The organism is Streptomyces sp. NPDC001781 (assembly GCF_053596035.1).
The window spans coordinates 116,770-142,138 of the sequence record NZ_JBSFFI010000002.1 but is presented as its reverse complement, the minus strand read 5'-3'; the positions used below and the strand labels follow the sequence as shown (position 1 = coordinate 142,138).

21 protein-coding genes and 1 tRNA gene are annotated in these 25,369 nt (G+C 70.9%); 16 read left to right on the top strand and 6 right to left on the bottom strand.

All coding sequences use genetic code 11. The features are described from left to right. Positions 1-7: 7 nt before the first annotated feature. On the bottom strand, positions 8-1,165 hold the full coding sequence (locus ACWCV3_RS02405) for an acyl-CoA dehydrogenase family protein (protein WP_451217165.1): 1,158 nt from the start codon (positions 1,163-1,165) through the stop codon (positions 8-10). A 411-nt stretch (positions 1,166-1,576) separates the two neighbouring features. Then, positions 1,577-2,173 (bottom strand): SACE_7040 family transcriptional regulator, encoded by a 597-nt coding sequence (locus ACWCV3_RS02400; RefSeq protein ID WP_451217162.1) that lies wholly within the window; start codon positions 2,171-2,173, stop codon positions 1,577-1,579. 86 nt (positions 2,174-2,259) lie between these two features. Between ACWCV3_RS02400 and ACWCV3_RS02395 the strand changes: the two genes are divergently transcribed. From ACWCV3_RS02395 to ACWCV3_RS02350, 10 genes are all read left to right on the top strand, one after another. Further along, positions 2,260-3,876, top strand: coding sequence for a carboxyl transferase domain-containing protein (locus ACWCV3_RS02395; protein ID WP_451217159.1), 1,617 nt, complete (start codon positions 2,260-2,262; stop codon positions 3,874-3,876). Between the two features lie 17 nt (positions 3,877-3,893). Then, positions 3,894-5,831: an acetyl-CoA carboxylase biotin carboxylase subunit gene (locus tag ACWCV3_RS02390; protein ID WP_451217156.1), complete on the top strand. Its 1,938-nt coding sequence runs from the start codon at positions 3,894-3,896 to the stop codon at positions 5,829-5,831. Between the two features lie 11 nt (positions 5,832-5,842). After that, complete coding sequence (locus ACWCV3_RS02385) at positions 5,843-6,778, top strand: hydroxymethylglutaryl-CoA lyase (protein WP_451217550.1); 936 nt, start codon at positions 5,843-5,845, stop codon at positions 6,776-6,778. 5 nt (positions 6,779-6,783) lie between these two features. Then, a complete protein-coding gene (locus ACWCV3_RS02380; protein WP_451217153.1) occupies positions 6,784-7,944 on the top strand; it encodes an acyl-CoA dehydrogenase family protein in 1,161 nt (386 codons plus the stop codon). A 117-nt stretch (positions 7,945-8,061) separates the two neighbouring features. Further along, complete coding sequence (locus ACWCV3_RS02375) at positions 8,062-9,108, top strand: ABC transporter substrate-binding protein (protein ID WP_451217150.1); 1,047 nt, start codon at positions 8,062-8,064, stop codon at positions 9,106-9,108. Positions 9,109-9,148: 40 nt separating this feature from the next. Further along, positions 9,149-9,994, top strand: a complete 846-nt coding sequence (locus tag ACWCV3_RS02370) for a siderophore-interacting protein (RefSeq protein WP_451217146.1) — start codon at positions 9,149-9,151, stop codon at positions 9,992-9,994. A gap of 128 nt (positions 9,995-10,122) precedes the next feature. Continuing rightward, entirely contained in the window at positions 10,123-11,565 is a 1,443-nt protein-coding gene (gene desA, locus ACWCV3_RS02365) for a lysine decarboxylase DesA (RefSeq protein WP_451217143.1), read from the top strand. Next, positions 11,549-12,823, top strand: a complete 1,275-nt coding sequence (locus tag ACWCV3_RS02360) for a lysine N(6)-hydroxylase/L-ornithine N(5)-oxygenase family protein (RefSeq protein WP_451217140.1) — start codon at positions 11,549-11,551, stop codon at positions 12,821-12,823. Before desA ends, ACWCV3_RS02360 begins: the two co-directional genes overlap by 17 nt. A 213-nt stretch (positions 12,824-13,036) precedes the next feature. Beyond that, positions 13,037-13,585: a GNAT family N-acetyltransferase gene (locus ACWCV3_RS02355; RefSeq protein WP_451217137.1), complete on the top strand. Its 549-nt coding sequence runs from the start codon at positions 13,037-13,039 to the stop codon at positions 13,583-13,585. After that, positions 13,582-15,351: an IucA/IucC family protein gene (locus ACWCV3_RS02350; protein ID WP_451217134.1), complete on the top strand. Its 1,770-nt coding sequence runs from the start codon at positions 13,582-13,584 to the stop codon at positions 15,349-15,351. Before ACWCV3_RS02355 ends, ACWCV3_RS02350 begins: the two co-directional genes overlap by 4 nt. 69 nt (positions 15,352-15,420) lie before the next feature. Here ACWCV3_RS02350 and ACWCV3_RS02345 read toward each other — a convergent pair whose 3' ends face one another. Together ACWCV3_RS02345 and ACWCV3_RS02340 are read right to left on the bottom strand one after the other, a co-directional pair. Continuing rightward, positions 15,421-17,019: a beta-N-acetylhexosaminidase gene (locus ACWCV3_RS02345; protein WP_451217131.1), complete on the bottom strand. Its 1,599-nt coding sequence runs from the start codon at positions 17,017-17,019 to the stop codon at positions 15,421-15,423. A gap of 278 nt (positions 17,020-17,297) precedes the next feature. Then, positions 17,298-18,869: a purple acid phosphatase family protein gene (locus ACWCV3_RS02340; protein ID WP_451217128.1), complete on the bottom strand. Its 1,572-nt coding sequence runs from the start codon at positions 18,867-18,869 to the stop codon at positions 17,298-17,300. A gap of 165 nt (positions 18,870-19,034) precedes the next feature. Between ACWCV3_RS02340 and ACWCV3_RS02335 the strand changes: the two genes are divergently transcribed. Both ACWCV3_RS02335 and glmS read left to right on the top strand, forming a co-directional pair. Beyond that, a complete protein-coding gene (locus ACWCV3_RS02335; RefSeq protein WP_030816599.1) occupies positions 19,035-19,292 on the top strand; it encodes a hypothetical protein in 258 nt (85 codons plus the stop codon). A gap of 25 nt (positions 19,293-19,317) precedes the next feature. Continuing rightward, entirely contained in the window at positions 19,318-21,135 is a 1,818-nt protein-coding gene (glmS, locus tag ACWCV3_RS02330) for a glutamine--fructose-6-phosphate transaminase (isomerizing) (protein ID WP_451217124.1), read from the top strand. A 235-nt stretch (positions 21,136-21,370) separates the two neighbouring features. Here the strand turns inward: glmS and ACWCV3_RS02325 are convergent, their stop codons facing one another. Beyond that, positions 21,371-21,898: a universal stress protein gene (locus ACWCV3_RS02325; protein ID WP_451217121.1), complete on the bottom strand. Its 528-nt coding sequence runs from the start codon at positions 21,896-21,898 to the stop codon at positions 21,371-21,373. 312 nt (positions 21,899-22,210) lie between these two features. Between ACWCV3_RS02325 and ACWCV3_RS02320 the strand changes: the two genes are divergently transcribed. The 4 genes from ACWCV3_RS02320 (at position 22,211) to ACWCV3_RS02305 (ending at position 24,959) form a co-directional block, all read left to right on the top strand. Further along, positions 22,211-22,456 carry a hypothetical protein gene (locus ACWCV3_RS02320; protein ID WP_451217118.1) on the top strand — a complete coding sequence of 82 codons (246 nt, stop codon included), beginning with the start codon at positions 22,211-22,213 and terminating at the stop codon, positions 22,454-22,456. 387 nt (positions 22,457-22,843) lie between these two features. After that, positions 22,844-24,061 carry a GlxA family transcriptional regulator gene (locus ACWCV3_RS02315; protein ID WP_451217115.1) on the top strand — a complete coding sequence of 406 codons (1,218 nt, stop codon included), beginning with the start codon at positions 22,844-22,846 and terminating at the stop codon, positions 24,059-24,061. A gap of 117 nt (positions 24,062-24,178) precedes the next feature. After that, positions 24,179-24,781: an oligoribonuclease gene (gene orn / locus ACWCV3_RS02310; RefSeq protein ID WP_451217112.1), complete on the top strand. Its 603-nt coding sequence runs from the start codon at positions 24,179-24,181 to the stop codon at positions 24,779-24,781. A gap of 105 nt (positions 24,782-24,886) precedes the next feature. Then, positions 24,887-24,959: transfer RNA gene (locus tag ACWCV3_RS02305), tRNA-His, on the top strand. 63 nt (positions 24,960-25,022) lie between these two features. Here the strand turns inward: ACWCV3_RS02305 and ACWCV3_RS02300 are convergent. After that, on the bottom strand, positions 25,023-25,352 hold the full coding sequence (locus ACWCV3_RS02300; protein WP_451217109.1) for a hypothetical protein: 330 nt from the start codon (positions 25,350-25,352) through the stop codon (positions 25,023-25,025). Positions 25,353-25,369: the final 17 nt, after the last annotated feature.

Below are 25,369 nucleotides of genomic sequence, written 5' to 3'. Positions count from 1 at the left end.
CGGGGCCTTACAGGCCCATGTCCTTGGCGATGATCGACTTCATGATCTCGCTGGTGCCGCCGTAGATGCGGTTGACGCGGTTATCCGCGTACAGGCGGGCGATCGGGTACTCGTTCATGTAGCCGTAACCGCCGTGGAGCTGGAGGCAGCGGTCGATCACGCGGTGGGCGACCTCGGTGCAGAACAGCTTGGCGGAGGCGGCCTCGGCCGGGGTGAGCTCGCCGGCGTCCAGCGCCTCGGTGGCGCGGTCGGCGACGGCCTCGGCGGCGTCCACCTCGGCCTGGCAGGCGGCCAGCTCGAACTTGGTGTTCTGGAAGTGGGCGACCGGCTTGCCGAAGACCGTGCGGTCCTGCACGTAGTTCTTGGCGAACCGGACGGCGGCCTTGGCCTGGGCGTAGGCGCCGAAGGCGATGCCCCAGCGCTCGGAGGCCAGGTTGTGGCCGAGGTAGTAGAAGCCCTTGTTCTCCTCGCCGAGCAGGTCCTCGACGGGGACCTTGACGTCCACGAAGGCGAGTTCGGCGGTGTCGGAGGTCCTCAGACCGAGCTTGTCGAGCTTGCGGCCGACGGAGTAGCCCTCGGACTTCGTGTCCACGGCGAAGAGGGAGATGCCGAACCGGCGGTCGTCCTCCTTCGGGGCGGAGGTACGGGCGCAGACGATGACCTTGTCGGCGTGCACACCGCCGGTGATGAAGGTCTTGGCGCCGTTGAGGACGTAGTGCGTGCCGTCCTCGGAGAGCTTGGCGGTGGTCTTCATGCCCGCGAGGTCCGAGCCGGTGCCGGGCTCGGTCATCGCGATGGCCCACATCTCCTCGCCGGTGACGAACTTCGGCAGGAAGCGCTTCTTCTGCTCGTCCGTGGCCAGCATCTTGATGTAGGGCAGGGCGAGCAGCACGTGCACGCCGGAGCCGCCGAACTGGACGCCCGCGCGGGAGGTCTCCTCGTACAGCACCGCCTCGAACTTGTGGCTCTCCAGGCCCGCGCCGCCGAACTCCTCGGGGACGTTGATCCCGAAGATGCCCAGCTCACCGAGCTTGTGGTAGAAGTCGCGCGGAGCCTGACCGGCGGCGAACCACTCGTCGTAGACCGGCACGACCTCGGACTCGATGAAGTCCCGGAGAGTCTCCCGGAACGCCTCGTGATCCTCGTTGAACACCGTACGGCGCACGCCGCCACCTCCACGTACCTCGGCATGACACAGGGCATGTCTAAGCGCTTGCTCAACCGAAGGTACCGGCGAGTACGTTCACCGTCCAGGGTGAGCTTCCCCACCCCCGGCGACGGTCAGTTCCCGGCCTTGCCGTATCGCCGGAAGACGGCGGTGTCGATCAGCCAGGGACCGAAGGGGGCGGTGTCGCCGAAGATGTACGCGTCCTTGCGGGCGTAGCGGCCCTTGCAGGGGTCGGAGTGGGCGCTTCGACGGGCACGTCATGGCCAGTATCGGGCCCGACGGACCGATCTCGACACTTCAGGCCCCTTCGAGCCGCTCGGCGTAGGCGCCGAGCTCCTCGGCGATCGCGCGCATCTTCGCGTAATCCGTGAGGTCAGCGTACTGAGATGCCTCCTGCTGCGGGCCCGTTCAAGAGCCCGCCGCCGCGAAGGCGCCCCGCGCCATCCGGTGCAGCAGCGTCGCCGTCGTCGCCCTGCCCGGGAGGGTGCCGGAGCGGCCGAGGTGGGGGGTGGAGTTGAGGAGGCCGAAGACGGAGTGGACCGCCGAGCGGGCGGCGGGCTCGGTGAGGGCGGGATGGACCTCGCGGACGACGCCGACCCAGAGCTCCACGTACTGGCGCTGGAGCTGGCGGACGAGCTTGCGGTCGCTGTCGCGCAGGCGGTCCAGCTCGCGGTCGTGGAGGGTGATCAGGGGGCGGTCGTCCAGGGCGAAGTCGATGTGGCCCTCGATGAGGGCGTCCAGCACCCCACGGGCGCCGTCCCGGGTGTCCGTCTCCGCCAGGCGGCGGCGCGCGCCGGTGAGGAGCTGGCCGCTGATGCCCACGAGCAGCTCCGCGAGCATCGCGTCCTTGCCGGGGAAGTGCCGGTAGAGGCCGGGACCGCTGATGCCGACCGCAGCCCCTATCTCGTCCACGCCCACGCCGTGGAACCCGCGCTCGGCGAAGAGGCGGGCCGCCTCCCTGAGGATCTGCTGGCGCCGGGTCGGGGCGTCGGTTCTGCTGGCCATGCGGTTCATTGTAGACAGCGAGGTTAGCGGTCGTTAACCTGAGGGAAGTGCGTTAACGCTCATTAACAAGGTGAGGGGTTCGCAGGATGCACGAGGCACCGGAGCTGACGAGCGCGGCAGACCCCGCGTCGGAGGCCTGGCGGGCCAATGAACAGGCCCATCTCGCCCTGGGCGAGGAGCTGCGCGCCAAGCTGGCGGCCGCGGCCCTCGGCGGAGGGGAGAAGGCGCGCGCCCGGCACACCGCGCGCGGCAAGCTGCTGCCGAGGGACCGGGTGGACGCCCTGCTCGATCCGGGCTCCCCCTTCCTGGAGCTGGCCCCCCTCGCGGCCGACGGGATGTACGACGGACAGGCCCCGGCGGCGGGGGTGATCGCCGGGATCGGCCGGGTCAGCGGCCGCGAGTGCGTGATCGTCGCCAACGACGCGACCGTCAAGGGCGGCACGTACTACCCGATGACGGTGAAGAAGCACCTGCGCGCCCAGGAGGTGGCCCTCGACAACCGGCTGCCCTGCGTCTACCTGGTGGACTCCGGCGGCGCCTTCCTGCCCATGCAGGACGAGGTCTTCCCCGACCGCGACCACTTCGGCCGCATCTTCTACAACCAGGCCCGCATGTCCGCGGCCGGCATCCCGCAGATCGCCGCGGTCCTCGGCTCCTGCACGGCCGGCGGCGCGTACGTCCCGGCGATGAGCGACGAGGCGGTGATCGTCCGCGACCAGGGCACGATCTTCCTCGGCGGCCCCCCGCTGGTGAAGGCCGCGACAGGCGAGGTCGTCACGGCGGAGGAGCTGGGCGGCGGCGAGGTCCACTCCCGCGTCTCCGGCGTCACCGACCACCTCGCCGAGGACGACGCGCACGCGCTCAGGATCGTGCGGAACATCGTCGCCACCCTGCCCGCCCGCAAGGACGCCCCCTGGGAGGTGACCGCGGCCGTCGAGCCCAAGGTCGACCCCTTCGGGCTGTACGGCGCGGTCCCGGTCGACTCGCGCACCCCCTACGACGTCCGCGAGATCATCGCCCGCGTGGTCGACGGCTCGCGCTTCAGCGAGTTCAAGTCCGAGTTCGGCCAGACCCTGGTCACCGGCTTCGCCCGCGTCCACGGCCACCCGGTCGGCATCGTCGCCAACAACGGCATCCTGTTCTCCGAGTCCGCCCAGAAGGGCGCGCACTTCATCGAGCTGTGCGACCAGCGCGGCATCCCGCTGGTCTTCCTCCAGAACATCTCCGGCTTCATGGTCGGCAAGGACTACGAGGCCGGCGGCATCGCCAAGCACGGCGCCAAGATGGTCACCGCCGTCGCCTGCACCCGGGTGCCGAAGCTGACGGTCGTCGTCGGCGGCTCCTACGGCGCGGGCAACTACTCGATGTGCGGCCGCGCCTACTCCCCCCGCTTCCTGTGGATGTGGCCCGGCGCCAAGATCTCCGTCATGGGCGGCGAGCAGGCCGCCTCGGTGCTCGCCACCGTCAAGCGGGACCAGATGGAGGCGCGCGGCGAGGACTGGCCCGCCGAGGACGAGGAAGCCTTCAAGGCCCCGATCCGCGCGCAGTACGAGGGCCAGGGCAGCGCCTACTACGCCACCGCCCGCCTCTGGGACGACGGCGTGATCGACCCGCTCCAGACCCGTCAGGTGCTCGGCCTCGCCCTGACCGCCTGTGCCAACGCGCCGCTGGGAGAGCCCCGGTTCGGCGTCTTCCGGATGTGAGAGGGAGGGGAACTTCCGTGTTCGACACAGTGCTGGTCGCCAACCGGGGCGAGATCGCCGTGCGGGTCATCCGCACGCTCCGCGCGCTCGGCGTGCGCTCGGTGGCGGTCTTCTCCGACGCCGACGCCGACGCGCGGCACGTCAGGGAGGCCGACACGGCCGTCCGGATCGGCCCGGCCCCGGCTTCGGAGAGCTATCTGTCGGTGGAGCGGCTGCTGGAGGCCGCCGCCCGCACCGGCGCCCAGGCCGTCCACCCCGGCTACGGCTTCCTCGCCGAGAACGCCGGCTTCGCGCGCGCCTGCGAGGAGGCGGGGCTCGTCTTCATCGGGCCGTCCGCCGACGCCATCGCCCTGATGGGCGACAAGATCCGGGCCAAGGAGACGGTGCGCGCGGCCGGGGTGCCGGTCGTGCCGGGCTCCAGCGGCAGCGGGCTGACCGACGCCCAGCTTGCCGACGCGGCCCGCGAGATCGGCATGCCGGTGCTGCTGAAGCCCTCGGCCGGCGGCGGCGGCAAGGGCATGCGCCTGGTGCGGGACGAGGCCGCGCTGGCCGAGGAGATCGCGGCCGCCCGCCGCGAGGCCCGCGCCTCCTTCGGCGACGACACCCTGCTGGTGGAGCGGTGGATCGACCGCCCCCGGCACATCGAGATCCAGGTCCTCGCCGACGGCCACGGCAACGTCGTGCACCTCGGCGAGCGCGAGTGCTCGCTCCAGCGGCGCCACCAGAAGATCATCGAGGAGGCGCCCAGCGTCCTGCTCGACGAGGCGACCCGCGCCGCGATGGGCGAGGCGGCCGTGCAGGCGGCCCGCTCGTGCGGGTACCGGGGCGCAGGCACGGTGGAGTTCATCGTGCCGGGTGGTGACCCGTCCTCGTACTACTTCATGGAGATGAACACCCGCCTCCAGGTGGAGCACCCGGTGACCGAGCTGGTCACCGGTCTCGACCTGGTCGAGTGGCAGCTCCGGGTCGCGTCCGGCGAGCCGCTGGGCCTCGCCCAGGAGGACGTGACGCTGACCGGGCACGCGGTGGAGGCCCGCATCTGCGCCGAGGACCCCTCCCGCGGCTTCCTCCCCTCGGGCGGAACGGTCCTGCTGCTGGCCGAGCCGCAGGGCGACGGCGTCCGCACCGATTCCGGGCTCAGCGAGGGCACCGAGGTCGGCAGCCTGTACGACCCGATGCTCTCCAAGGTGATCGCCTACGGCCCCGACCGCGCGACCGCCCTGCGCAAGCTCCGCGCGGCCCTCGCGGAGACGGTCACCCTGGGCGTCCCGACGAACGCGGGCTTCCTGCGCCGGCTGCTCGCGCACCCCGCCGTGGTGGCGGGCGAGCTGGACACCGGGCTGGTGGAGCGCGCTGTGGACGGCCTGCTCCCGGCGGAAGTTCCGCCGGAGGTCTACGAGGCGGCGGCGGCCGTCCGCCTGGAGGAGCTGCGCCCCGAGGGCGGCGGCTGGGTGGACCCCTTCTCGGTGCCGGACGGCTGGCGGCTGAGCGGTACCCCGAAGCCGGTGTCGTTCCCCCTGCGCGTGCCCGGCGAGGAACCCGTGGCCCACGCCCTGCGCGGAAGCGGCGCCCACGTCACGCCCGGCACGGTGAGCGTCACACTGGACGGTGTCCGCCACACCTTCCGCCGCGCAGCCGACTGGCTGGGCCGGGACGGTGACGCCTGGCAGGTGCGGGACCACGACCCGGTGGCCGCCTCGCTGAGCCGCTCCGCGCACGCGGGCGCCGACTCGCTGACCGCGCCCATGCCGGGCACGGTGACGGTGGTGAAGGTGGCCGTCGGCGACGAGGTCGAGGCCGGGCAGAGCCTGCTGGTGGTGGAGGCGATGAAGATGGAGCACGTCGTCTCCGCCCCGCACGCCGGCACGGTCGCCGAGCTCGACGTGACGCCCGGCAGCACGGTCGCCATGGACCAGGTGCTGGCCGTCATCACGCCGAAGGAGGAGGCGGAGTGAACGCGCTGCCCATGGTCGTCCCCGGCCCCGGCCTCCCCGCGCGGGTCCGCATCCACGAGGTGGGCGCGCGCGACGGGCTCCAGAACGAGAAGGCGGCCGTACCGACCGCGGTGAAGGCGGAGTTCATCCGCCGGCTGCGCGCGGCGGGCCTGACCACCATCGAGGCGACCAGCTTCGTGCACCCCAAGTGGGTGCCCCAGCTGGCCGACGCCGAGGAGCTGTTCCCGCAGGTGTCCGACGTGGACGCCGAGCTGCCGGTGCTGGTGCCCAACCAGCGCGGTCTCGACCGGGCCCTCGCGCTCGGGGCACGGCGGATCGCGGTGTTCGCCAGCGCGACGGAGTCCTTCGCCAAGGCCAACCTCAACCGCACGGTGGACGAGTCGCTGGCCGTGTTCGAGCCGGTGGTGCGGCAGGCCAAGGACGCGGGCGCCCATGTCCGCGGCTATGTGTCGATGTGCTTCGGCGATCCCTGGGAGGGCGAGGTACCGCTCCCCCAGGTGGTCCGGGTGTGCGCGGCCCTGAGGGACATGGGCTGCGACGAGCTGAGCCTCGGCGACACCGTCGGAGTCGCCACACCGGGCCAGGTCCGCGCCCTGCTCACCCTGCTGAACGAGGCGGGCCTGCCCACCGCCGGGCTGGGCGTCCACTTCCACGACACCTACGGCCAGGCCCTCGCGAACACCTACGCGGCGCTCCAGCACGGCGTCACCACTGTCGACGCCTCCGCGGGCGGCCTCGGCGGCTGCCCGTACGCCAAGTCCGCCACCGGCAACCTCGCCACCGAGGACCTGGTGTGGATGCTGCGCGGCCTCGGCATCGAGACCGGGGTCGACCTCGGCCTGCTGACCGCCACCAGTGTCTGGATGGCGGGCCGGCTGGGCCGCCCGAGCCCCTCCCGCACCGTCCGCGCCCTCGGCGCCACGATCCAGCCCGACAAGGACCAGTGATCAGCATGGACCATCGCCTCAGCCCCGAGCTGGAGGAACTCCGCCGCACGGTGGAGGAGTTCGCGCACGACGTCGTGGCGCCGAAGATCGGCGACTTCTACGAGCGGCACGAGTTCCCGTACGAGATCGTCCGCGAGATGGGCCGGATGGGCCTGTTCGGACTGCCGTTCCCCGAGGAGTACGGCGGGATGGGCGGCGACTACCTGGCGCTGGGCATCGCGCTGGAGGAACTGGCCCGGGTGGACTCGTCCGTGGCCATCACCCTGGAGGCGGGCGTCTCGCTGGGCGCCATGCCGATCCATCTCTTCGGCACCGAGGAACAGAAGGCCGAGTGGCTGCCCCGACTGTGCGCGGGCGAGATCCTGGGCGCGTTCGGGCTGACCGAACCGGACGGCGGCTCGGACGCGGGAGCGACCCGCACGACGGCCCGGCTGGACCCGGACACCGACGAGTGGGTCGTCAACGGCAGCAAGTGCTTCATCACCAACTCCGGCACCGACATCACCGGCCTGGTGACGGTCACCGCGGTGACCGGCCGCAAGCCCGACGGCAAGCCGCTGATCTCCGCGATCATCGTCCCCTCGGGCACGCCGGGCTTCACGGTCGCCGCTCCCTACTCCAAGGTGGGCTGGAACGCCTCGGACACCCGTGAGCTGTCCTTCCAGGACGTGCGGGTCCCGGCCGCCAACCTGCTCGGCGAACAGGGCCGCGGCTACGCGCAGTTCCTCCGCATCCTGGACGAGGGCCGCATCGCGATCGCCGCGCTGGGTACCGGGCTCGCGCAGGGCTGCGTCGACGAGTCGCTGCGCTACGCCAAGGAGCGGCAGGCCTTCGGCCGACCCATCGGCGCCAACCAGGCCGTCCAGTTCAAGCTGGCCGACATGGAGATGAAGGCCCACACCGCCCGCCTCGCCTGGCGCGACGCGGCGGCCCGCCTGGTGGCGGGCGAACCCTTCAAGAAGGAGGCGGCCATCGCCAAGCTGTACTCCTCCACCGTCGCCGTCGACAACGCCCGTGACGCCACGCAGATCCACGGCGGCTACGGCTTCATGAACGAGTACCCGGTGGCCCGCATGTGGCGGGACTCCAAGATCCTGGAGATCGGCGAGGGCACCAGCGAGGTCCAGCGCATGCTGATCGCGAGGGAGTTGGGCCTGAGCGGCTGAGTCAGGAGAACGACCCGGCGGGGCGGGCGCCCTGACCCTGGACAACAAGCAAGGTTAGGCTAACCTTGCTTCGAATTGGTCAGGCGGTGTCCGCCCCGGTCGAAAGCAGTCACACCCATGCCCCACACCCGTACCACCCATCTCACTCGCCGCGGCGTCCTCGCCGCGGGCGGCGCCCTCGGGCTCGGCGTCGCGCTCGCCGCGTGCGGCGACGACAAGGGGAACAGCGGTGGGTCCGGGGGGCGGGAGAAGCCCGGCAGGCCCGGCTCGTGGAGCTTCAAGGACGACCGCGGCCAGACCGTGGAGCTGGACTCGGTCCCCACCAGGATCGTCGCCTTCACCGGAGTCGCCGCCGCGCTGTACGACTACGGCATCGAGGTCAAGGGCGTCTTCGGCCCGACGAAGACCAAGGACGGCAAGGCCGATGTGCAGGCCGGCGACATGGACGTCAGCAAGCTGACCGTCTTCGGCAATGTCTTCGGCCAGTTCAACGTCGAGGAGTACGCGGCCTTCGGCCCCCAGGTCCTTCTCACCACCACCTTCGACCCCAAGGGCGCCCTCTGGTACGTGCCCCTGGAGTCCGCCGCGAAGATAGCGAAGCTGGCGCCCAGCGTCGCGGTCTCGGTCTACGACCGCCCGCTCACCGGCCCCCTCCAGCGGATGTGGGAGCTGGCGGAGTCCCTCGGCGCCGACACCGGGTCGGCCAGGATCACCGACGCCAGGAAGCGCTTCGAGGATGCCGCCGCCCGGCTGCGCAAGGCAGCCAGGTCCCGCCCCGAGATCAGGGTGATGGCCGGTTCCGCCGCGCAGGACGCGTTCTACGTCTCCGGCACCGACCTCTCCGCGGACCTGGAGTACTTCAAGTCCCTCGGCGTGAAATTCGTCGAGCCCTCGGAGGCGGCCAAGAAGCCCACCGGAGGCTGGTTCGAGACGCTGAGCTGGGAGAACGTCGACAAGCACCCGGCAGACGTCATCATCATGGACGACCGCTCCTCGGCCGTTCAGCCCGCCGACATCACCAAGGCCACCTGGAAGAAGCTGCCCGCCGTCAAGGCCGGCCAGGTCATCCCCCGCTCGGCAGAACCGATCCTGTCCTACGACAAGTGCGCCCCGCTGCTGGAGAACCTCGCCGAGGCCATCGAGACGGCCAGGAAGGTCGGCTGACCCTTTCCACCTGGATCGCCCCGACGTTCAGGAGCCCCGCATGACGACGGCCGCGACCGCTCCGTTCCGGTTCTTCGCCCTCCGGGTGGCCCGGACGAGGCGGCTCGGCCCGTCTCTGCTCCGTGTCACCTTCACCGGCCCCGAGCTGCCGGAGCTCCACTCGCTCGGCCGTGACCAGTCCCTCTCGCTGTTCCTGCCGCATCCCGGCCAGAGCGAGCCGGTGGTGCCGCTGGAGCTGGGTGACGACTGGTGGCACGGCTGGCGTGAACTCCCGGACGACGTACGGGCCGTGATGCGCTCGTACACCCTGCGCGCGCTGCGCCGGGACCCGGACGAGATCGACATCGACTTCGTCCTGCACGGCACCGCCCCCGGCGCCCCGGCCCCGGCCGGCCCGGCCTCCCGCTGGGCCGCCGGTGCCGCCCGGGGCGACCGGGTGCTGCTGCTCGGCCCGGCGCTCGCCGACAACCGGGCGGTCCGCTTCCGCGCCCCGGACGACACCGACCTGGTCGTCATGTGGGGCGACGAGACCGCCGTACCGGCCGCGACGGCCGTACTGGAGTCGCTGCCGGCGGCCACCCGTGTCCACGCCTGGCTGGAGGTGCCGCACGCCGGGGACATCCAGGACGTGCACACCGAGGCGGACGCCCGCGTCACCTGGCTCGTACGGCACGGGGGCGCCCCCTCGGCCGTGGAGGCCCTGCGCGCGGCCGAACTGCCCGCGCACAGCGGTCCGTACGTCTGGCTCGCAGGAGAGGCGGGCCGGGTGCGGGAGCTGCGGCGGCACTTCACCGGCGAACGCGGCACCGACCGGCGGCGGGTGACCTTCACCGGTTACTGGCGACGCGGACTGACGGAGGAACAGCTCCGCGAGAGCGCCGCCTGAGCACCGGAACCCCTCAGGGACCGTCACCGCGGCAGAGGTGTGCCCAACACACCTTTACTTAGGTTAGGCTAACCTAAGTTGAAGCCGCGGAACTTCACCCGCTCGCGTCTCCCCCGGAGGACCACCCCATGCGCTCGCACCTGCTCAACGGCCTCACCGCGGAGACGTACCGCCGCTCCGTGACCGAAGGAGTGGAGCGGGTGGCGGCCAGACTCGCCACCACCGCACGACCGTTCACCGGCGTCACAGCCGACGGCCTCGCTCCCCGCGTCGACTCCGTGGACCTCGACCGGCCCCTCGGAGACACCACCGCCGCGCTGGACGAGCTGGACGAGGTCTACCTCCGGGACGCCGTCTACTTCCACCACCCGCGCTATCTCGCCCACCTCAACTGCCCGGTCGTCATCCCGGCGGTGGTCGGCGAGGCCGTGCTCTGCGCGGTCAACTCCTCCCTGGACACCTGGGACCAGTCGGCCGGCGGCACACTCATCGAGCGCAGACTGATCGACTGGACGAGTGCCCGCATCGGCCTCGGACCCGCCGCCGACGGCGTGTTCACCTCGGGCGGCACCCAGTCCAACCTCCAGGCGCTGCTGCTGGCCCGCGAGGAGGCCAAGGCCGAGTCGTACGGCCGGCTCCGCGTCTTCGCCTCCGAGGCCGGCCACTTCAGCGTGCAGAAATCCGCCGCACTCCTCGGTCTCGGCCCGGACGCGGTCGTCACCGTCCCGGTCGACCACGACAAGCGGATGCACACCGTCGCGCTCGCCCACGAACTGGAACGCTGCGCCCAGGAGGGGCTCGTGCCGATGGCCGTCGTCGCCACCGCGGGCACCACCGACTTCGGCTCCATCGACCCGCTCCCCGAGATCGCCGCGCTCTGCCGGCAGTTCGGGGTGTGGATGCACGTGGACGCCGCCTACGGCTGCGGACTGCTCACCTCGCTGAAGCACCGCGACCGCATCGACGGCATCGAGCTCGCCGACTCGGTCACCGTCGACTACCACAAGTCCTTCTTCCAGCCGGTGAGTTCCTCCGCCGTGCTGGTCCGGGACGCGGCCACCCTGCGGCACGCCACCTACCACGCGGAGTACCTCAATCCGCGCCGCGCGGTCCTGGAGCGCATCCCCAACCAGGTGGACAAGTCCCTTCAAACCACCCGCCGCTTCGACGCGCTGAAGCTGTGGATGACGCTGCGGGTGATGGGCGCCGACGGCATCGGCGAACTCTTCGACGAGGTCTGCGAACTGGCCCAGGAGGGCTGGCGGATGCTCGCCGCGGACCCCCGCTACGACGTGGTCGTGGCGCCCTCGCTGTCCACCCTGGTCTTCCGCTACGTCCCGGCGGCCGTCACCGACCCGGCCGAGGTCGACCGCGCCAACCTGTACGCCCGCAAGGCCCTGTTCGCCTCCGGGGACGCCGTGGTCGCGGGCACCAAGGCCGACGGCCGCCACTACCTGAAGTTCACCCTGCTCAACCCCGAGACCACCGCGGCCGACATCGCCGCCGTCCTCGACCTGATCGCCGGCCACGCCGAGCAGTACCTGGGAGAGTCCCTTGACCGCGCTTCCTGAAGCCAGCCCCGTCCTCGACTTCGTGGGGATCGGCCTCGGCCCCTTCAACCTCGGCCTGGCCTGCCTCACCGAGCCCATCGAGGAGCTGAACGGCGTCTTCCTCGACGCAAAGCCCGACTTCGAGTGGCACGCCGGGATGTTCCTGGACGGCGCCCACCTCCAGACGCCGTTCCTGTCCGACCTGGTCACCCTCGCCGACCCGACCTCGCCGTACTCCTTCCTCAACTACCTGAAGGAGAGGGACCGGCTGTACTCGTTCTACATCCGGGAGAACTTCTACCCACTGCGGGTCGAGTACGACGACTACTGCCGCTGGGCCGCGGGCAAGCTGACCAGCGTCCGCTTCGGCACCACGGTCACCGAGGTGACCTGGGAGGACGGCCTGTACGCGGTGCACACCGACGCCGGTGACACCTACCGCGCCGAACACCTGGTCCTCGGCACCGGCACCCCGCCCCACATCCCGGAGGCGTGCGAGGGTCTGGACGGCGACTTCATCCACAGCTCCCGCTATCTGGACGGCAAGGCGGAGCTGCAGAAGAAGCGCTCCATCACCCTGGTCGGCAGCGGGCAGTCGGCGGCCGAGATCTACCACGACCTGCTCAGCGAGATCGACGTCCACGGCTACCGGCTCAACTGGGTCACCCGCTCTCCGCGGTTCTTCCCGCTGGAGTACACCAAGCTCACGCTGGAGATGACCTCCCCGGAGTACATCGACTACTTCCACGCGCTCCCCGAGGACACCCGCTACCGGGTCACCTCCCAGCAGAAGGGCCTGTTCAAGGGCATCGACGGCGACCTGATCAATGAGATCTTCGACCTGCTCTACCAGAAGAACCTCGGCGGCCCCGTCCATACCCGGCTGCTCACCAACTCCGCTCTGACGAAAGCCAGTCATCAGGACGGCGTCTACACCCTCTGCCTCCGCCAGGAGGAGCAGGGCAAGGACTACGAGCTGGGCAGCGAGGGCCTGGTGCTGGCCACCGGCTACCAGTACCGCGAGCCGGAGTTCCTGAGGCCGGTCCGCGACCGCCTGCGCTACGACGGCCACGGCAACTTCGACCTGGGCCGCAACTACGCCGTCGACGTCACCGGCCGGGGTGTCTTCCTCCAGAACGCCGGTGTCCACACCCACAGCATCACCAGCCCCGACCTGGGCATGGGCGCCTACCGCAACGCCTGCATCATCCGCGAGCTGCTCGGCTCGGAGTACTACCCGGTCGAAAAGACCATCGCATTCCAGGAGTTCGCCGTTTGACATCCTCCCCGCCCCACTGGGGCGGGGACCCCCACAGCTCGCGCTCTGGGTTTTCCTGCTTCGTCACCGACCGCCCGACCGGAGAGTTTCCGTTGAGGTCTTACATCGGCTCCACAGGCCGACACCGTCTGCCCGACGGCCAGAAGATTCTTGGCGGCGTTGTGGTCGCGGTCGTGGCCAGCCGCACGACGTCACGCACTCGAGGAGTTCTTGATGAGTAATACCACCCAGGCGGGCTTCACGATCCGCCCGCTCGACCCCCTGAAGGACGCGAGCCTGGTGCACGGCTGGGTGACCGGTCCGAAGGCCGCGTTCTGGATGATGCAGGACGCGGAACCGGCGGACGTCGAGCGCGCCTACACGGAGATCGCGGCCGACGAGCACCACCACGCCTTCCTCGGTCTGGACGACGGGGTCCCGGTGTTCCTGATGGAGAGCTACGACCCCGCCCACCGCGAGCTGGCCGGGCTGTACGAGGCGCAGCCGGGAGACGTCGGCATGCACTTCCTGGTGGCGCCCGCCGACCGGCCCGTGCACGGGTACACCCGGCGGGTCATCACCGCGGTGATGACGCATCTGTTCGCCGACCCGCGCACCCTGCGCGTCGTCGTGGAGCCCGATGTGCGCAACACCGCCGTGCACCGGCTGAACGAGGCCGTCGGGTTCGTGCCCGAGGGCGAGTTGGAGAAGCCGGAGAAGCGCGCCCTGCTGAGTTTCTGCACGCGGGAGCGGTTCGAGGCGGCGACGGGGAGGGTGGCGTGACCGTCGCCGACTCCGTGGCCCACCTCTCCCCCGAGCGCTGGGACCGGGCCAACCGCCTGCTGGTCCGCAAGGCCCTCGCCGAGTTCGCGCACGAGCGCCTGCTGACCCCCGAGCCGGAGGGCGGGGAGTACGTCGTCCGCAGCGACGACGAGCTCACCTCGTACCGGTTCTCGGCCGTGCGCCGGGGCCTGGACCACTGGCAGGTGGACGCCGGTTCCATCAGCCGTACCCGTGAGGGCGCCGGACTGCCGCTGGCCGCGCTGGACTTCTTCATCGAGCTGAAGGAGACCCTGGGGCTCGGCGACGAGATCCTGCCGGTGTACCTGGAGGAGATCTCCTCCACCCTGGCCGGCACCTGCTACAAGCTGACCAAACCCCGGACGAGCGCCGGGGAACTGGCCGCGGCCTCGTTCCAGGACATCGAGACCGGAATGACCGAGGGCCACCCCTGCTTCGTCGCCAACAACGGGCGGCTCGGCTTCGGCGTGCGGGAGTACCTCGCGTACGCGCCGGAGACCGCGAGCCCGGTGAGACTGGTCTGGCTGGCCGCGCACCGCTCGCGCGCCGCCTTCACCGCCGGCGCAGGCGTCGAGTACGAGGAGTTCTTCCGCCGCGAGCTCGGCGAGGCCACCCTGGAGCGGTTCCGGGGTGCGCTCACCGGTCTGGGACTGGACCCGGACGACTACCTGCTGATCCCGGTCCACCCTTGGCAGTGGTGGAACAAGCTGAGCGTGACCTTCGCCGCCGACGTGGCCCGCCGCAACCTGGTGTGCCTGGGCGAGGGCGACGACGAGTACCTGGCCCAGCAGTCCATCCGGACGTTCTTCAACCGGACGCACCCCGAGAAGCACTATGTGAAGACGGCGCTGTCCGTGCTCAACATGGGCTTCATGCGAGGTCTGTCGGCCGCGTACATGGAGGCGACCCCGGCGATCAACGACTGGCTGGCCCGGCTGATCGAGAACGATCCCGTGCTCACCGCGACCGGTCTCACGATCATCCGCGAGCAGGCCGCCGTCGGCTACCGGCACCTGGAGTACGAACAGGCCACCGACCGCTACTCCCCCTACCGCAAGATGCTGGCCGCGCTGTGGCGGGAGTCGCCGGTGTCCCGGCTCGCCGAGGGCGAGTCCCTGGCGACGATGGCCTCCCTGCTGCACACCGACCACGAGGGCGCCTCGTTCGCGGGCGCGCTGATCGAGCGCTCGGGACAGACGCCCGCCGACTGGCTGCGCGACTACCTGCGGGCCTACTACGTGCCGCTGCTGCACAGCTTCTACGCCTACGACCTGGTGTTCATGCCGCACGGTGAGAACGTCGTCCTGGTGCTGAAGGACGGCGCGGTGCGGCGCGCGGTGTACAAGGACATCGCCGAGGAGATCGCCGTCATGGACCCGGACGCGGCCCTGCCGCCGGAGGTCCAGCGCATCCGGGTGGAGGTGCCCGAGGACAGGAAGCTGCTGTCGATCTTCACCGACGTCTTCGACTGCTTCTTCCGCTTCCTCGCCGCCAACCTCGCGGACGAGGGCGTGCTCACCGAGGACCGGTTCTGGGGCACGGTCGCGGAGGTCACCCGCGAGTACCAGGACGCCAACCCGCGGCTGGCGGAGAAGTTCGAGCGGTACGACATGTTCGCGCCCCGGTTCGCGCTGTCCTGCCTGAACCGGCTCCAGCTTCGCGACAACCGGCAGATGGTGGACCTCGCCGACCCGTCCGGCGCGCTCCAGCTCGTCGGCACCCTGGAGAACCCGCTCGCCGGGCGCTGAGGGGCCTACGCGGACCACGGGCACCCCGGAGACGGTCCTCCGGGGTGCCCGTACCCTTGCGCCGGCCTGTCAGCCCGTCGGCCAGGGGACCTCGGGCGAGCGGTAGTAGTCGATGCCGAGGGCGTCCCAGCGCGGGGCCTGAGCGGCCAGCCGCACCCGGTAGGCGTCCCAGTCGTGGGTGGAGGCCGGTGACCAGCCGAGCTCCGCCGCGCCCGGCAGCCGCGGGAACGCCATGTACTCGAGGTCGGAGGACTTCTTCAGCGTCTCCGTCCACAGCGGCGCCTCGACTCCCCTGATCGCCGAGGCGGGCACTTGGTCGAGATAGGCGCCCGGGTCCCAGTCGTAGGACCGCCGTACCTCCACCAGGCCCGCCCAGTCGAGGCCCAGCGGGGTGTCCTTGGTGTACTTCATGTCGAGGTAGACCCGGTCGGCCGGGGACAGGATCAGCCCGGTGCCGTTCCGCGCGGCCTCGGCGACCTGTGCCTTCTCCGCCGCGCCGGTGCGGTCCAGGCCCCAGTACTGGGCGAGGGCGCCCTTCACCGGATGGGCGCCGGTGAGCTGGTGCCACCCGACGGCGGTCTTGCCGTACTTGGCGACGAGCGGCTGCACACGGTCCATGAACGTCACGTAGTCCGCGTGGCTGGTGGAGTGCGCCTCGTCGCCGCCGATGTGCAGGTAGCGGCCCGGGGTGAGCGCGGCCAGCTCGCGGATCACGTCGTCCACGAAGTCGTAGGTGACCTTCCTGGGCACGCACAGCGAGCTGAAGCCGACGTGGGTGCCGGTGTAGAGCGGGGGCGCCACGCCGTCGCAGTTCAGCTCGGCGTAGGAGGCGAGGGCGGCGTTGGTGTGGCCGGGTATGTCGATCTCGGGCACGACCTCCACGTAGCGGCCGGCCGCGTACCGGACGATCTCCCGGTAGTCGGCCTTGCTGTAGTGACCGCCCTCGCCGCCGCCCACCTCGGTGGAGCCGCCGAACCGGGCCAGGCGCGGCCAGGAGTCGACGGCGATGCGCCAGCCCTGGTCGTCGCTGAGGTGCAGATGCAGCTCGTTGACCTTGTACAGGGCCAGCTGGTCGATGTAGCGCTTGACCTGGGCGACGGTGAGGAAGTGCCGGGAGACGTCCAGCATGGCGCCCCGGTAGGCGTAGCGCGGGCGGTCCTCGACCGTACCGCCGGCGATCCGCCAGGGGCCGGGCTGGACGGTCTTCTTCTCGACGGCCGCCGGCAGCAGCTGACGCAGGGTCTGCACGCCGTGGAAGAGGCCGGCGGGGGCGGCGGCGGTGATGGTGACGCCACCGGCTCCGCTGTGCAGCCGGTATCCCTCGGCACCCAAGTGGCCCTTCTGCAGGCGGAGTCGGATGCCTCCGCCGCCGTGGTCGGTGAGCGGCAGCGGATAGCCGGTGGAGGGCCGCAGGATGCCGGTGAGGTAGGCGCCGATCCGGCGGACCTCGGCGGAGCCGTCCACCCGGACGGCGGTGGCGCGGGTGATGCGGTACGGGGTTCCGCCCGGCTCGACCGAGGCCGGTGCAGGGACGACCCGGTCCGGCGCGGGCGGTGCCGCCTGCGCGGCGGGGTCCGCGGCGAGGGTGAAGACCCCGGCCGCCGCGACAAGCAGAAGTGATCCGAGGATCCGGGTCGTTCGGGGAGTGGTGCCGTGGTGCCGTCTCACATGCGCTCCCTTCGGATGTGGTCGAGACCACTCTCCCGCAGATCCGGGAAAACGATCCCTCCCGTGACGGCAGCCGTCCGTCAGGACGGCCGCCCTGTCTTCGGCGGACAGGTCATGAGTCGCTGGTGCGGCGGCCGCGCGGACCGCGCGAGCCGCACCGCGAGGGGATGCCGCCCGGCGGGGAGTTCGCCCCTGCCGGGCGGGCGGTCCCCGGCCGGCTGTGAGGACCGCCCGCTCCGGCGGACGACGCGCCCGGCCTTCCGTCCGGACACGTGGGCCTACTTCGCCCTGCGGGCCACCGTGAAGTGGTCGATGCGCTCACCGGTCTCCGCGATGCCGGACACGGTCAGGGTGGTGTGCCGGCCCCGCGGCGCGGGGGTCACGTCCACGCGCAGGAACGAGTAGTCGAGGTAGCGCACCCGGGACCAGGCGACGGTCTCGGACTTCTTGCCGTCCTTGAGGTTGACGAAGGAGGAGACGGACTCGACCTCGTGCTCGTGCCCCTCGTAGGTGTCGGGCGCGGTGAAGGAGTACAGGCCGCGGCCGGCCGCGCCCGCGGTGACGTAGACGACGCCCTCGGTCTCGGGGTAGGCGGTGCCGCCGACGGGCAGCTTCTTGACGACCGTGTCGCCCTTGATCACGTCGGTGCGCTCGTACTGGTGGTTGTGGCCGTTGATGACCAGGTCCACGGTGTACTTCTCGAACAGCGGCACCCACTCCTGGCGCACGCCGCCCTCGGAGGCGTGGGCGGTGGAGGTGCAGTAGGCGCAGTGGTGGAAGAAGACCACCACGAAGTCGACGTCCCGCGCGGCCCGGAACTTCTTGAGCTGCGTCTCCAGCCACTTCGTCTGCGTGCCCCCGGAGATCCCGAGGTTGGCCGGGATCTCGTACGAGATGTCGTTGGCGTCCAGCGAGATGACGGCGGTGTTGCCGTAGACGAAGGAGTAGACGCCGGGGAGATCGGCCGGGTCGGGGCCGTTGTCCGGGAGGGACCAGCGCGCCTCCTCTCCGCCGTAGCCGTTGGGCGAGTACCAGGCCTCCATGTCGTGGTTGCCGTAGGCGGGCATCCAGGGGACCTGTTTGGCGACGGACTCGGTCTGGTGCAGGAACTGGTCCCAGGTGCGCGAGTCGAAGCCGGTGTCGGTGGTCTTGCCCGCTCCGGCGGGGTCGCCGTAGGCGATGTCGCCCGCGTGCAGGTGGAAGGCGGGGTTCTGGCCGAGGATCAGGGCGTTGTTGGCCAGGCCGTGGTAGCCGACGCCCTCGTCGCCGAAGGCGGTGAAGGTGAAGGGTGCCTTGTGGGCGGGGGCGGTGGTGAAGGTGCCGAGGGTGCCGAGCAGGTGGGGCTCGGCGGGGTCGAAGCCGTGGTGGCCCACGCCGTAGTAGTAGGTCTGGCCGGGACGCAGGTGGCTGAGCCTTGCGTGCACGTAGTACTGGGTGTGGTCGCCGCTCGCCCCGACCCCGGCCGGGGTGTGCAGGGTGCGCACCTCGGCCTCGATCCTGCGGGAGAGGTCCCAGGGGTGGGCGCCGATCCGGATGAAGGGGCGCTTCACGGCGACCGGCACCTGCCAGGAGACGGCGACCTCGGTACGCGGGTCGTTGCCCCAGGCGAGATGGCGGCCGAAGGGGGCCACGAGCGCGCCGTCCACGTGCTCGGTGCCGCGCGGCGCCGGGGCCGCGGGCGCCGCGGCGGCGGCCGGGGTCGCGGCGCCGGGTACGAAGACACCGCCCGCGACGGTGCCGAGGGTGACGGCGCCGCCCCTGATCAGGGTGCGCCGGGAGAATCTGGTCCGCAGGTACTCGTGCCGCTCGGCCATGCTCATCCGCTCGGCCAGCTTCTCGGGTACGCCCATACGAGGAATGTCCATGGCCAGCAAAACTCGTCGCCGGGGGCAACGCCGTCCAGGACGGGAAGTGGACACCGGGCGAACAGCGCATCATGAGCGGACCAACAGGCGCCTGCCCGGATTCGGGCACGATTCTTGCGAAACCGGCGCCGGTACCCGAAGATCTACCGGGTGCACGAAGAACTTGTCGATCACTTGACGCGCTCGACCCCGCTCAGCCGGGGTGAGGCGCTGCGAGTGATACAGGACGTGCTCGCCTTCTTCGACGAGACGACCCAGGACTACGTCCGTCGTCGACACCGAGAACTGCAGGCCCAGGGCCTGCAGAACGCGGCGATCTTCGAACGGATCGATGCGGACCTGAAATACCGCGCGGTGGCACCGCCCGAGCTCACGCTCCGGCAGCTGCGCCGCATGGTCTACGGCTGAGAAGCCAGGGTGAGGGAGCCACTACATGTGCGGAATTGTCGGATACATCGGTAAGCGGGACGTCGCTCCCCTGCTGCTGGAGGGTCTCCAGCGCCTGGAGTACCGGGGCTACGACTCGGCGGGCGTCGTCGTCAGCTCGCCCAAGGCGCCGGCCCTGAAGATGGTCAAGGCCAAGGGCCGGGTCCGTGACCTGGAGGCCAAGGTCCCCGCGCGCTTCAAGGGCACCACTGGCATAGCCCACACCCGCTGGGCCACCCACGGCGCCCCCTCCGACGTGAACGCCCACCCGCACATGTCGGCCGACGACAAGGTCGCCGTCGTCCACAACGGCATCATCGACAATGCCTCCGACCTGCGCCGCAAGCTGGAGGCGGACGGTGTGGAGTTCCTCTCCGACACCGACACCGAGGTCCTCACCCACCTCGTCGCCCGCGCGAGCGCCGAGAAGCTCGAGGACAAGGTCCGCGAGGCGCTCCGCGTGGTCGAGGGCACCTACGGCATCGCCGTGATGCACGCCGACTTCCCCGACCGCATCGTGGTGGCCCGCAACGGCTCCCCGGTCGTCCTCGGCATCGGCGAGAAGGAGATGTTCGTCGCCTCGGACATCGCCGCGCTGGTCACCCACACCCGCCAGATCGTCACCCTGGACGACGGCGAGATGGCCACCCTGAAGGCCGACGACTTCCGCACGTACACCACCGAGGGCACCCGCACCAGCGCCGAGCCCACCACCGTGGAGTGGGAGGCCGCCTCCTACGACATGGGCGGCCACGACACGTACATGCACAAGGAGATCCACGAGCAGGCCGACGCCGTGGACCGCGTGCTGCGCGGCCGCATCGACGACCGCTTCTCCACCGTGCACCTGGGCGGCCTCAACCTGGACGCCCGTGAGGCCCGCCGCATCCGCCGGGTGAAGATCCTCGGCTGCGGCACCTCGTACCACGCGGGCATGATCGGCGCCCAGATGATCGAGGAGCTGGCCCGCATCCCCGCCGACGCCGAGCCGGCGTCCGAGTTCCGCTACCGCAACGCGGTCGTCGACCCCGACACCCTGTACATCGCCGTCTCCCAGTCGGGTGAGACGTACGACGTGCTGGCCGCCGTGCAGGAGCTCAAGCGCAAGGGCGCCCGCGTCCTGGGCGTGGTCAACGTGGTCGGCTCGGCCATCGCCCGCGAGGCGGACGGCGGCATCTACGTGCACGCCGGCCCCGAGGTGTGCGTGGTCTCCACCAAGTGCTTCACCAACACCACGGTCGCCTTCGCGCTGCTCGCGCTGCACCTGGGCCGCACCCGCGACCTCTCGGTGCGCGACGGCAAGCGGATCATCGAGGGCCTGCGCAAGCTGCCCTCGCAGATCGCCGAGATCCTCAAGCAGGAGGAGCTGGTCCGCGAGCTGGCCGAGGAGTACGCGGAGAGCCGCTCTATGCTCTTCATCGGCCGCGTCCGGGGCTACCCGGTCGCCCGCGAGGCGTCCCTGAAGCTCAAGGAGATCACCTACATCCACGCCGAGGCGTACCCCGCCTCCGAGCTGAAGCACGGCCCGCTCGCCCTGATCGAGCCCGCCCTGCCGACGGTCGCCATCGTCCCGGACGACGACCTGCTGGAGAAGAACCGCGCCGCGCTGGAGGAGATCAAGGCCCGCAGCGGCAAGATCCTCGCGGTCGCGCACCAGGAGCAGGAGAAGGCGGACCGGACCATCGTCGTCCCGAAGAACGAGGACGAGCTGGACCCGATCCTCATGGGCATCCCGCTCCAGCTCCTCGCGTACCACGCGGCGAAGGTCCTCGGCAGGGACATCGACAAGCCGCGCAACCTGGCGAAGTCGGTGACGGTGGAGTAGATCCACACGCCGGGCACATCCAGGCCCCGGACACAGGAAACGGACCCTCGCGCGAGCCTTCGTGGGGGTCCGTTCCCTTGCCGCTGTGCCCGGCCGGTGGCCGTCACCCTCCGGCCGGCAGCACGACTCACCCGCGGCGTCGGCTGTTGTATGCCCGGCAGAGGGACGGGGACACCCCTACGCGCGAGTAGCTTCACCGTGCGCGAACCGGTGCGCTCTCAGGGTCGGCCGGGGCTCAGGGGATGACGATGACGGGCCGCCGGGCCCGCTTGGTGAGCCGTCCCGCGACGGAGCCGAAGAGGCGGCCGGCGATGCCGTGCGTGGAGCCGACGACGATCGCGTCCGCCTCGTACTCCCGCCCGACCTCCTCCAGCTCGTGGCAGATGTCGCCGCCGCGCTCCACGAGGATCCACGGCACTTCGCTCAGATGGTCGGCGCAGGCCAGCTCCAGGCCGAGCACCTCGGTGCGGTGGTCGGGCACGTCCACGAAGACGGGCGGCTCGCAGCCGGCCCACACGGTGGTGGGCAGCCGGTTGGCCACGTGGACGATGATCAGACCGGAGCCGGATCGGTGCGCCATGCCGACCGCGTAGGCGAGGGCGCGCTCGCTGGAGGTGGAACCGTCGAAGCCGACGACCACCCCGTGCCGGAAGGCGGGATCGCAGGAAGGGCGTGCCTCAGGTGCCGCCAGGGGGTCGGTCGCCGTGGGTTCGGCTACCGGCCGCTTGCGGTCCGCGGGTTCGAAGAATTCGTGACCGGCCATGGCTGTCTCGGCGTCGTGATCCTTGTATGAAGGGGGACATCGTGCGGCGGAGCTGTGTCCGGGAAACGTCTTCCCCTGCCCGTACCCCCAAGGGTACGGCGGCACGCCTCCCCGTCGCAGTTCGTGCGCACGCTCCGTGAGCGGCCCTCCGGGACGTCCCCAGGGGTTCAAGGGAGCATGCACGAGCGGCGCCCCTTACGCAATGGTCGCTGCCCCGTACAGGCGGTTTGCCGGGACCCGCCCGTCATGGGGTGACCGTCCGGCCGTCCGCGCGTTGAACCCCTGGAACCGACGCCCCCAGGGAGCCCGCAGATGCCCGCACCCCGCTCCGCGCCCGGCCCCGACACGGCGGGCGAGGTGATCGGCTGGGCGGTCTTCGCCTGCCTGCTGGTGCCGGTGGTCCTGCTGTGGTGCGGTACCGCGCCGGTCACGGCCGTGGGAGCGGGGCTGGGACTGGCCGGCGTCACCCTCGCCTGCCGGACGCTGCTGCGGCGCTCGGTGCGGGAGGCCGGGCGGGGAGTCGCAGATCACAGCGGATCCACTACACCGGTCGACTGACCGGTTTCCGCACCCCCGAACGTTGGTTTTCAGCCAAGTTCCTGATATCGCTCCGGGGGGGTTCCAACCGCCCCTCGACCCCCGTTCCACCTGCACAAACAAGGGTGGGTCGACCCGTCGCACCCTATGCGGTTTGGCCACCCCGCCCAGGCGTACTTCCCTGCACGGCCCACGAGTGCAACCCTTCGTGATCGAATGCTTCACGCCAAGTTGTCATGTCGACAATGCGCCGCGTGTGGAACTGGCCACCGACAGACCGCGGCAGCCAGTAGATTTCGATCTTGATGTCTTACGGCGGGGGACTTGTGCAGGACCGAGGGGAAACGTGCAGGAGCGACAGACCCGAAGCGTAAAGGGAGCCGCGACCACCGAGGGGGGCTTAGCCGTATGAGCCACGACTCCACCGCCGCGCCGGACACCACCGTCCGCAAACTCGCCGGGCGACGCCGCAAGGAGATCGTCGCGGTGCTGCTATTCAGCGGCGGCCCCATCTTCGAGAGTTCCATACCGCTCTCGGTGTTCGGTATCGACCGCCAGGACGCCGGAGTGCCGCGCTACCGACTGCTGGTGTGCGCCGGCGAGGACGGCCCGCTGCGGACCACGGGGGGCCTGGAACTCACCGCGCCACATGGGCTGGAGGCGATCTCCCGCGCGGGCACGGTCGTCGTGCCGGCCTGGCGCTCGATCACCTCGCCGCCACCGGAGGAGGCGCTCGACGCGCTGCGCCGGGCGCACGAGGAGGGGGCCCGCATCGTCGGCCTGTGCACCGGGGCGTTCGTCCTGGCCGCGGCCGGCCTGCTGGACGGCCGCCCGGCCACCACCCACTGGATGTACGCGCCGACGCTGGCCAAGCGCTATCCGTCGGTGCACGTCGATCCGCGTGAGCTGTTCGTCGACGACGGCGACGTGCTCACCTCCGCCGGTACGGCCGCCGGGATCGACCTGTGCCTGCACATCGTGCGGACGGACCACGGCAACGAGGCCGCCGGTGCGCTGGCCCGCCGCCTGGTGGTACCGCCCCGCCGCAGCGGCGGTCAGGAGCGCTACCTCGACAGGTCTTTACCCGAGGAGATCGGCGCCGACCCGCTGGCCGAGGTCGTCGCCTGGGCGCTGGAACACCTCCACGAGCAGTTCGACGTGGAGACCCTGGCGGCACGCGCCTACATGAGCCGCCGCACCTTCGACCGCAGGTTCCGCTCGCTCACCGGCAGCGCGCCGCTGCAGTGGCTGATCACCCAGCGGGTGCTGCAGGCGCAGCGGCTGCTGGAGACCTCCGACTACTCGGTGGACGAGGTCGCGGGCCGGTGCGGGTTCCGCTCGCCGGTCGCGCTGCGCGGGCACTTCCGCCGCCAGCTCGGCTCGTCGCCCGCGACGTACCGGGCCGCCTACCGGGCCCGCAGGCCCCAGAGTGAGCGGCCCGCCGAGCAGGAGCAGCAGCTCGCACAGCACGGGATGCCGCAGGGGCCGTCGGGACTGCCGGGCCACGGTCCGGTGGCGGTGCCGTCGGTGCTGCATCCGGACCGGGACGGCGGGGTGCCGCTGCAGAGCCGCCGCCACGCCGCGGGCGCGGTGAGTCTGCTGCCGGGACCGCGCGGGGGCGGCTGAGGATCGTCGCGGTGCGAGGGGGTGGGAGGGGCTCGGCCTTCCCCACCCCCTTCTCCGTGCGCTTCTCCGTGCGTACGCGCGGGTCCGGGGGCTGCGGATCCCCTTAAGGTGAGACACATGAACGATCGCATGGTGTGGATCGACTGCGAGATGACCGGCCTCTCGCTGTCCGACGACGCGCTCATCGAGGTGGCCGCCCTCGTCACCGACTCCGAGCTGAACGTGCTCGGTGAAGGGGTGGACATCGTCATCCGCCCGCCGGACTCCGCGCTGGAGACGATGCCGGAGGTGGTGCGCCAGATGCACACCGCGTCCGGTCTGCTGGACGAGCTGGCCGGAGGCACGACGCGGGCCGACGCCGAGGAGCAGGTGCTCGCGTACATCCGTGAGCACGTCAAGGAGCCGGGCAAGGCCCCGCTGTGCGGCAACTCCGTGGGCACCGACCGCGGCTTCCTGCTGCGCGACATGCCGACGCTGGAGGCCTACCTCCACTACCGGATCGTCGACGTCTCCTCGATCAAGGAGCTGGCCCGGCGCTGGTACCCGCGCGCCTACTTCAACAGCCCGGAGAAGAACGGCAACCACCGGGCGCTCGCGGACATCCGCGAGTCCATCGCCGAGCTGCGCTACTACCGCGAGGCGGTCTTCGTCCCCCAGCCCGGCCCGGACTCCGACACCGCGAAGTCGATCGCCGCGAAGTACGTCGTGCCACCCGCGTGACCCCTCCGGGAACGCGTGCGCCGAAACGTGTGCGCGAGCACCCCCGAGAACCCTGTAGACTTCTTCTCGGCCGGTCGGGGAACGACAGTTCAACCGCCGGTCGCGGTGGGTGTAGCTCAGCTGGCAGAGCACCTGGTTGTGGTCCAGGATGTCGCGGGTTCAAGTCCCGTCACTCACCCTGATCGACTGTGGGGCCGTTCCGTTTCGACGGGACGGCCCCACAGTCGTTTCCGCGGCCGGTTCAGGGTTTGTGGGTCACCCGGAGTAATTCCGCGGGCCACCGGTGTGCCCGGTCGGACGGGTCGCTCTCGTCGCAGCCGTTGCGCGCACCGGGCCCGGGACGCGGCTCGACGAGATCGCCGATCACGAGACCCGCACCACGCAGCACCCTCACCCGGTCGCCGCAGGTGAGCCGATAGCGGGTCGCGCCGTCGCCCTCGGCGACGGCGTTCAGCCCGAAGCAGTCCTGCTGGAGCGTCGCGGTCACGCGGCGGGCGGCCTCGCCGAGGCGCCGGAGAGGCGGGGCGGCCGGATTCGAACCGGCGTCCTCCGAGATGATGTCGCGGCGCACTACCTCTGTGCTACGAT

Excerpts from the sequence above, each read along its gene's own strand:
- desA (WP_451217143.1), top strand. The coding sequence starts at position 10,123 with ATGCGCTCGCACCTGCTCAACGGCCTCACCGCGGAGACGTACCGCCGC.
- ACWCV3_RS02395 (WP_451217159.1), top strand. The coding sequence starts at position 2,260 with ATGCACGAGGCACCGGAGCTGACGAGCGCGGCAGACCCCGCGTCGGAG.
- glmS (WP_451217124.1), top strand. The coding sequence starts at position 19,318 with ATGTGCGGAATTGTCGGATACATCGGTAAGCGGGACGTCGCTCCCCTG.
- ACWCV3_RS02385 (WP_451217550.1), top strand. The coding sequence starts at position 5,843 with ATGGTCGTCCCCGGCCCCGGCCTCCCCGCGCGGGTCCGCATCCACGAG.
- ACWCV3_RS02315 (WP_451217115.1), top strand. The coding sequence starts at position 22,844 with ATGAGCCACGACTCCACCGCCGCGCCGGACACCACCGTCCGCAAACTC.
- ACWCV3_RS02340 (WP_451217128.1), bottom strand. The coding sequence starts at position 18,869 with ATGGGCGTACCCGAGAAGCTGGCCGAGCGGATGAGCATGGCCGAGCGG.
- ACWCV3_RS02355 (WP_451217137.1), top strand. The coding sequence starts at position 13,037 with ATGAGTAATACCACCCAGGCGGGCTTCACGATCCGCCCGCTCGACCCC.
- ACWCV3_RS02320 (WP_451217118.1), top strand. The coding sequence starts at position 22,211 with ATGCCCGCACCCCGCTCCGCGCCCGGCCCCGACACGGCGGGCGAGGTG.
- ACWCV3_RS02375 (WP_451217150.1), top strand. The coding sequence starts at position 8,062 with ATGCCCCACACCCGTACCACCCATCTCACTCGCCGCGGCGTCCTCGCC.
- orn (WP_451217112.1), top strand. The coding sequence starts at position 24,179 with ATGAACGATCGCATGGTGTGGATCGACTGCGAGATGACCGGCCTCTCG.
- ACWCV3_RS02400 (WP_451217162.1), bottom strand. The coding sequence starts at position 2,173 with ATGGCCAGCAGAACCGACGCCCCGACCCGGCGCCAGCAGATCCTCAGG.
- ACWCV3_RS02380 (WP_451217153.1), top strand. The coding sequence starts at position 6,784 with ATGGACCATCGCCTCAGCCCCGAGCTGGAGGAACTCCGCCGCACGGTG.
- ACWCV3_RS02370 (WP_451217146.1), top strand. The coding sequence starts at position 9,149 with ATGACGACGGCCGCGACCGCTCCGTTCCGGTTCTTCGCCCTCCGGGTG.
- ACWCV3_RS02325 (WP_451217121.1), bottom strand. The coding sequence starts at position 21,898 with ATGGCCGGTCACGAATTCTTCGAACCCGCGGACCGCAAGCGGCCGGTA.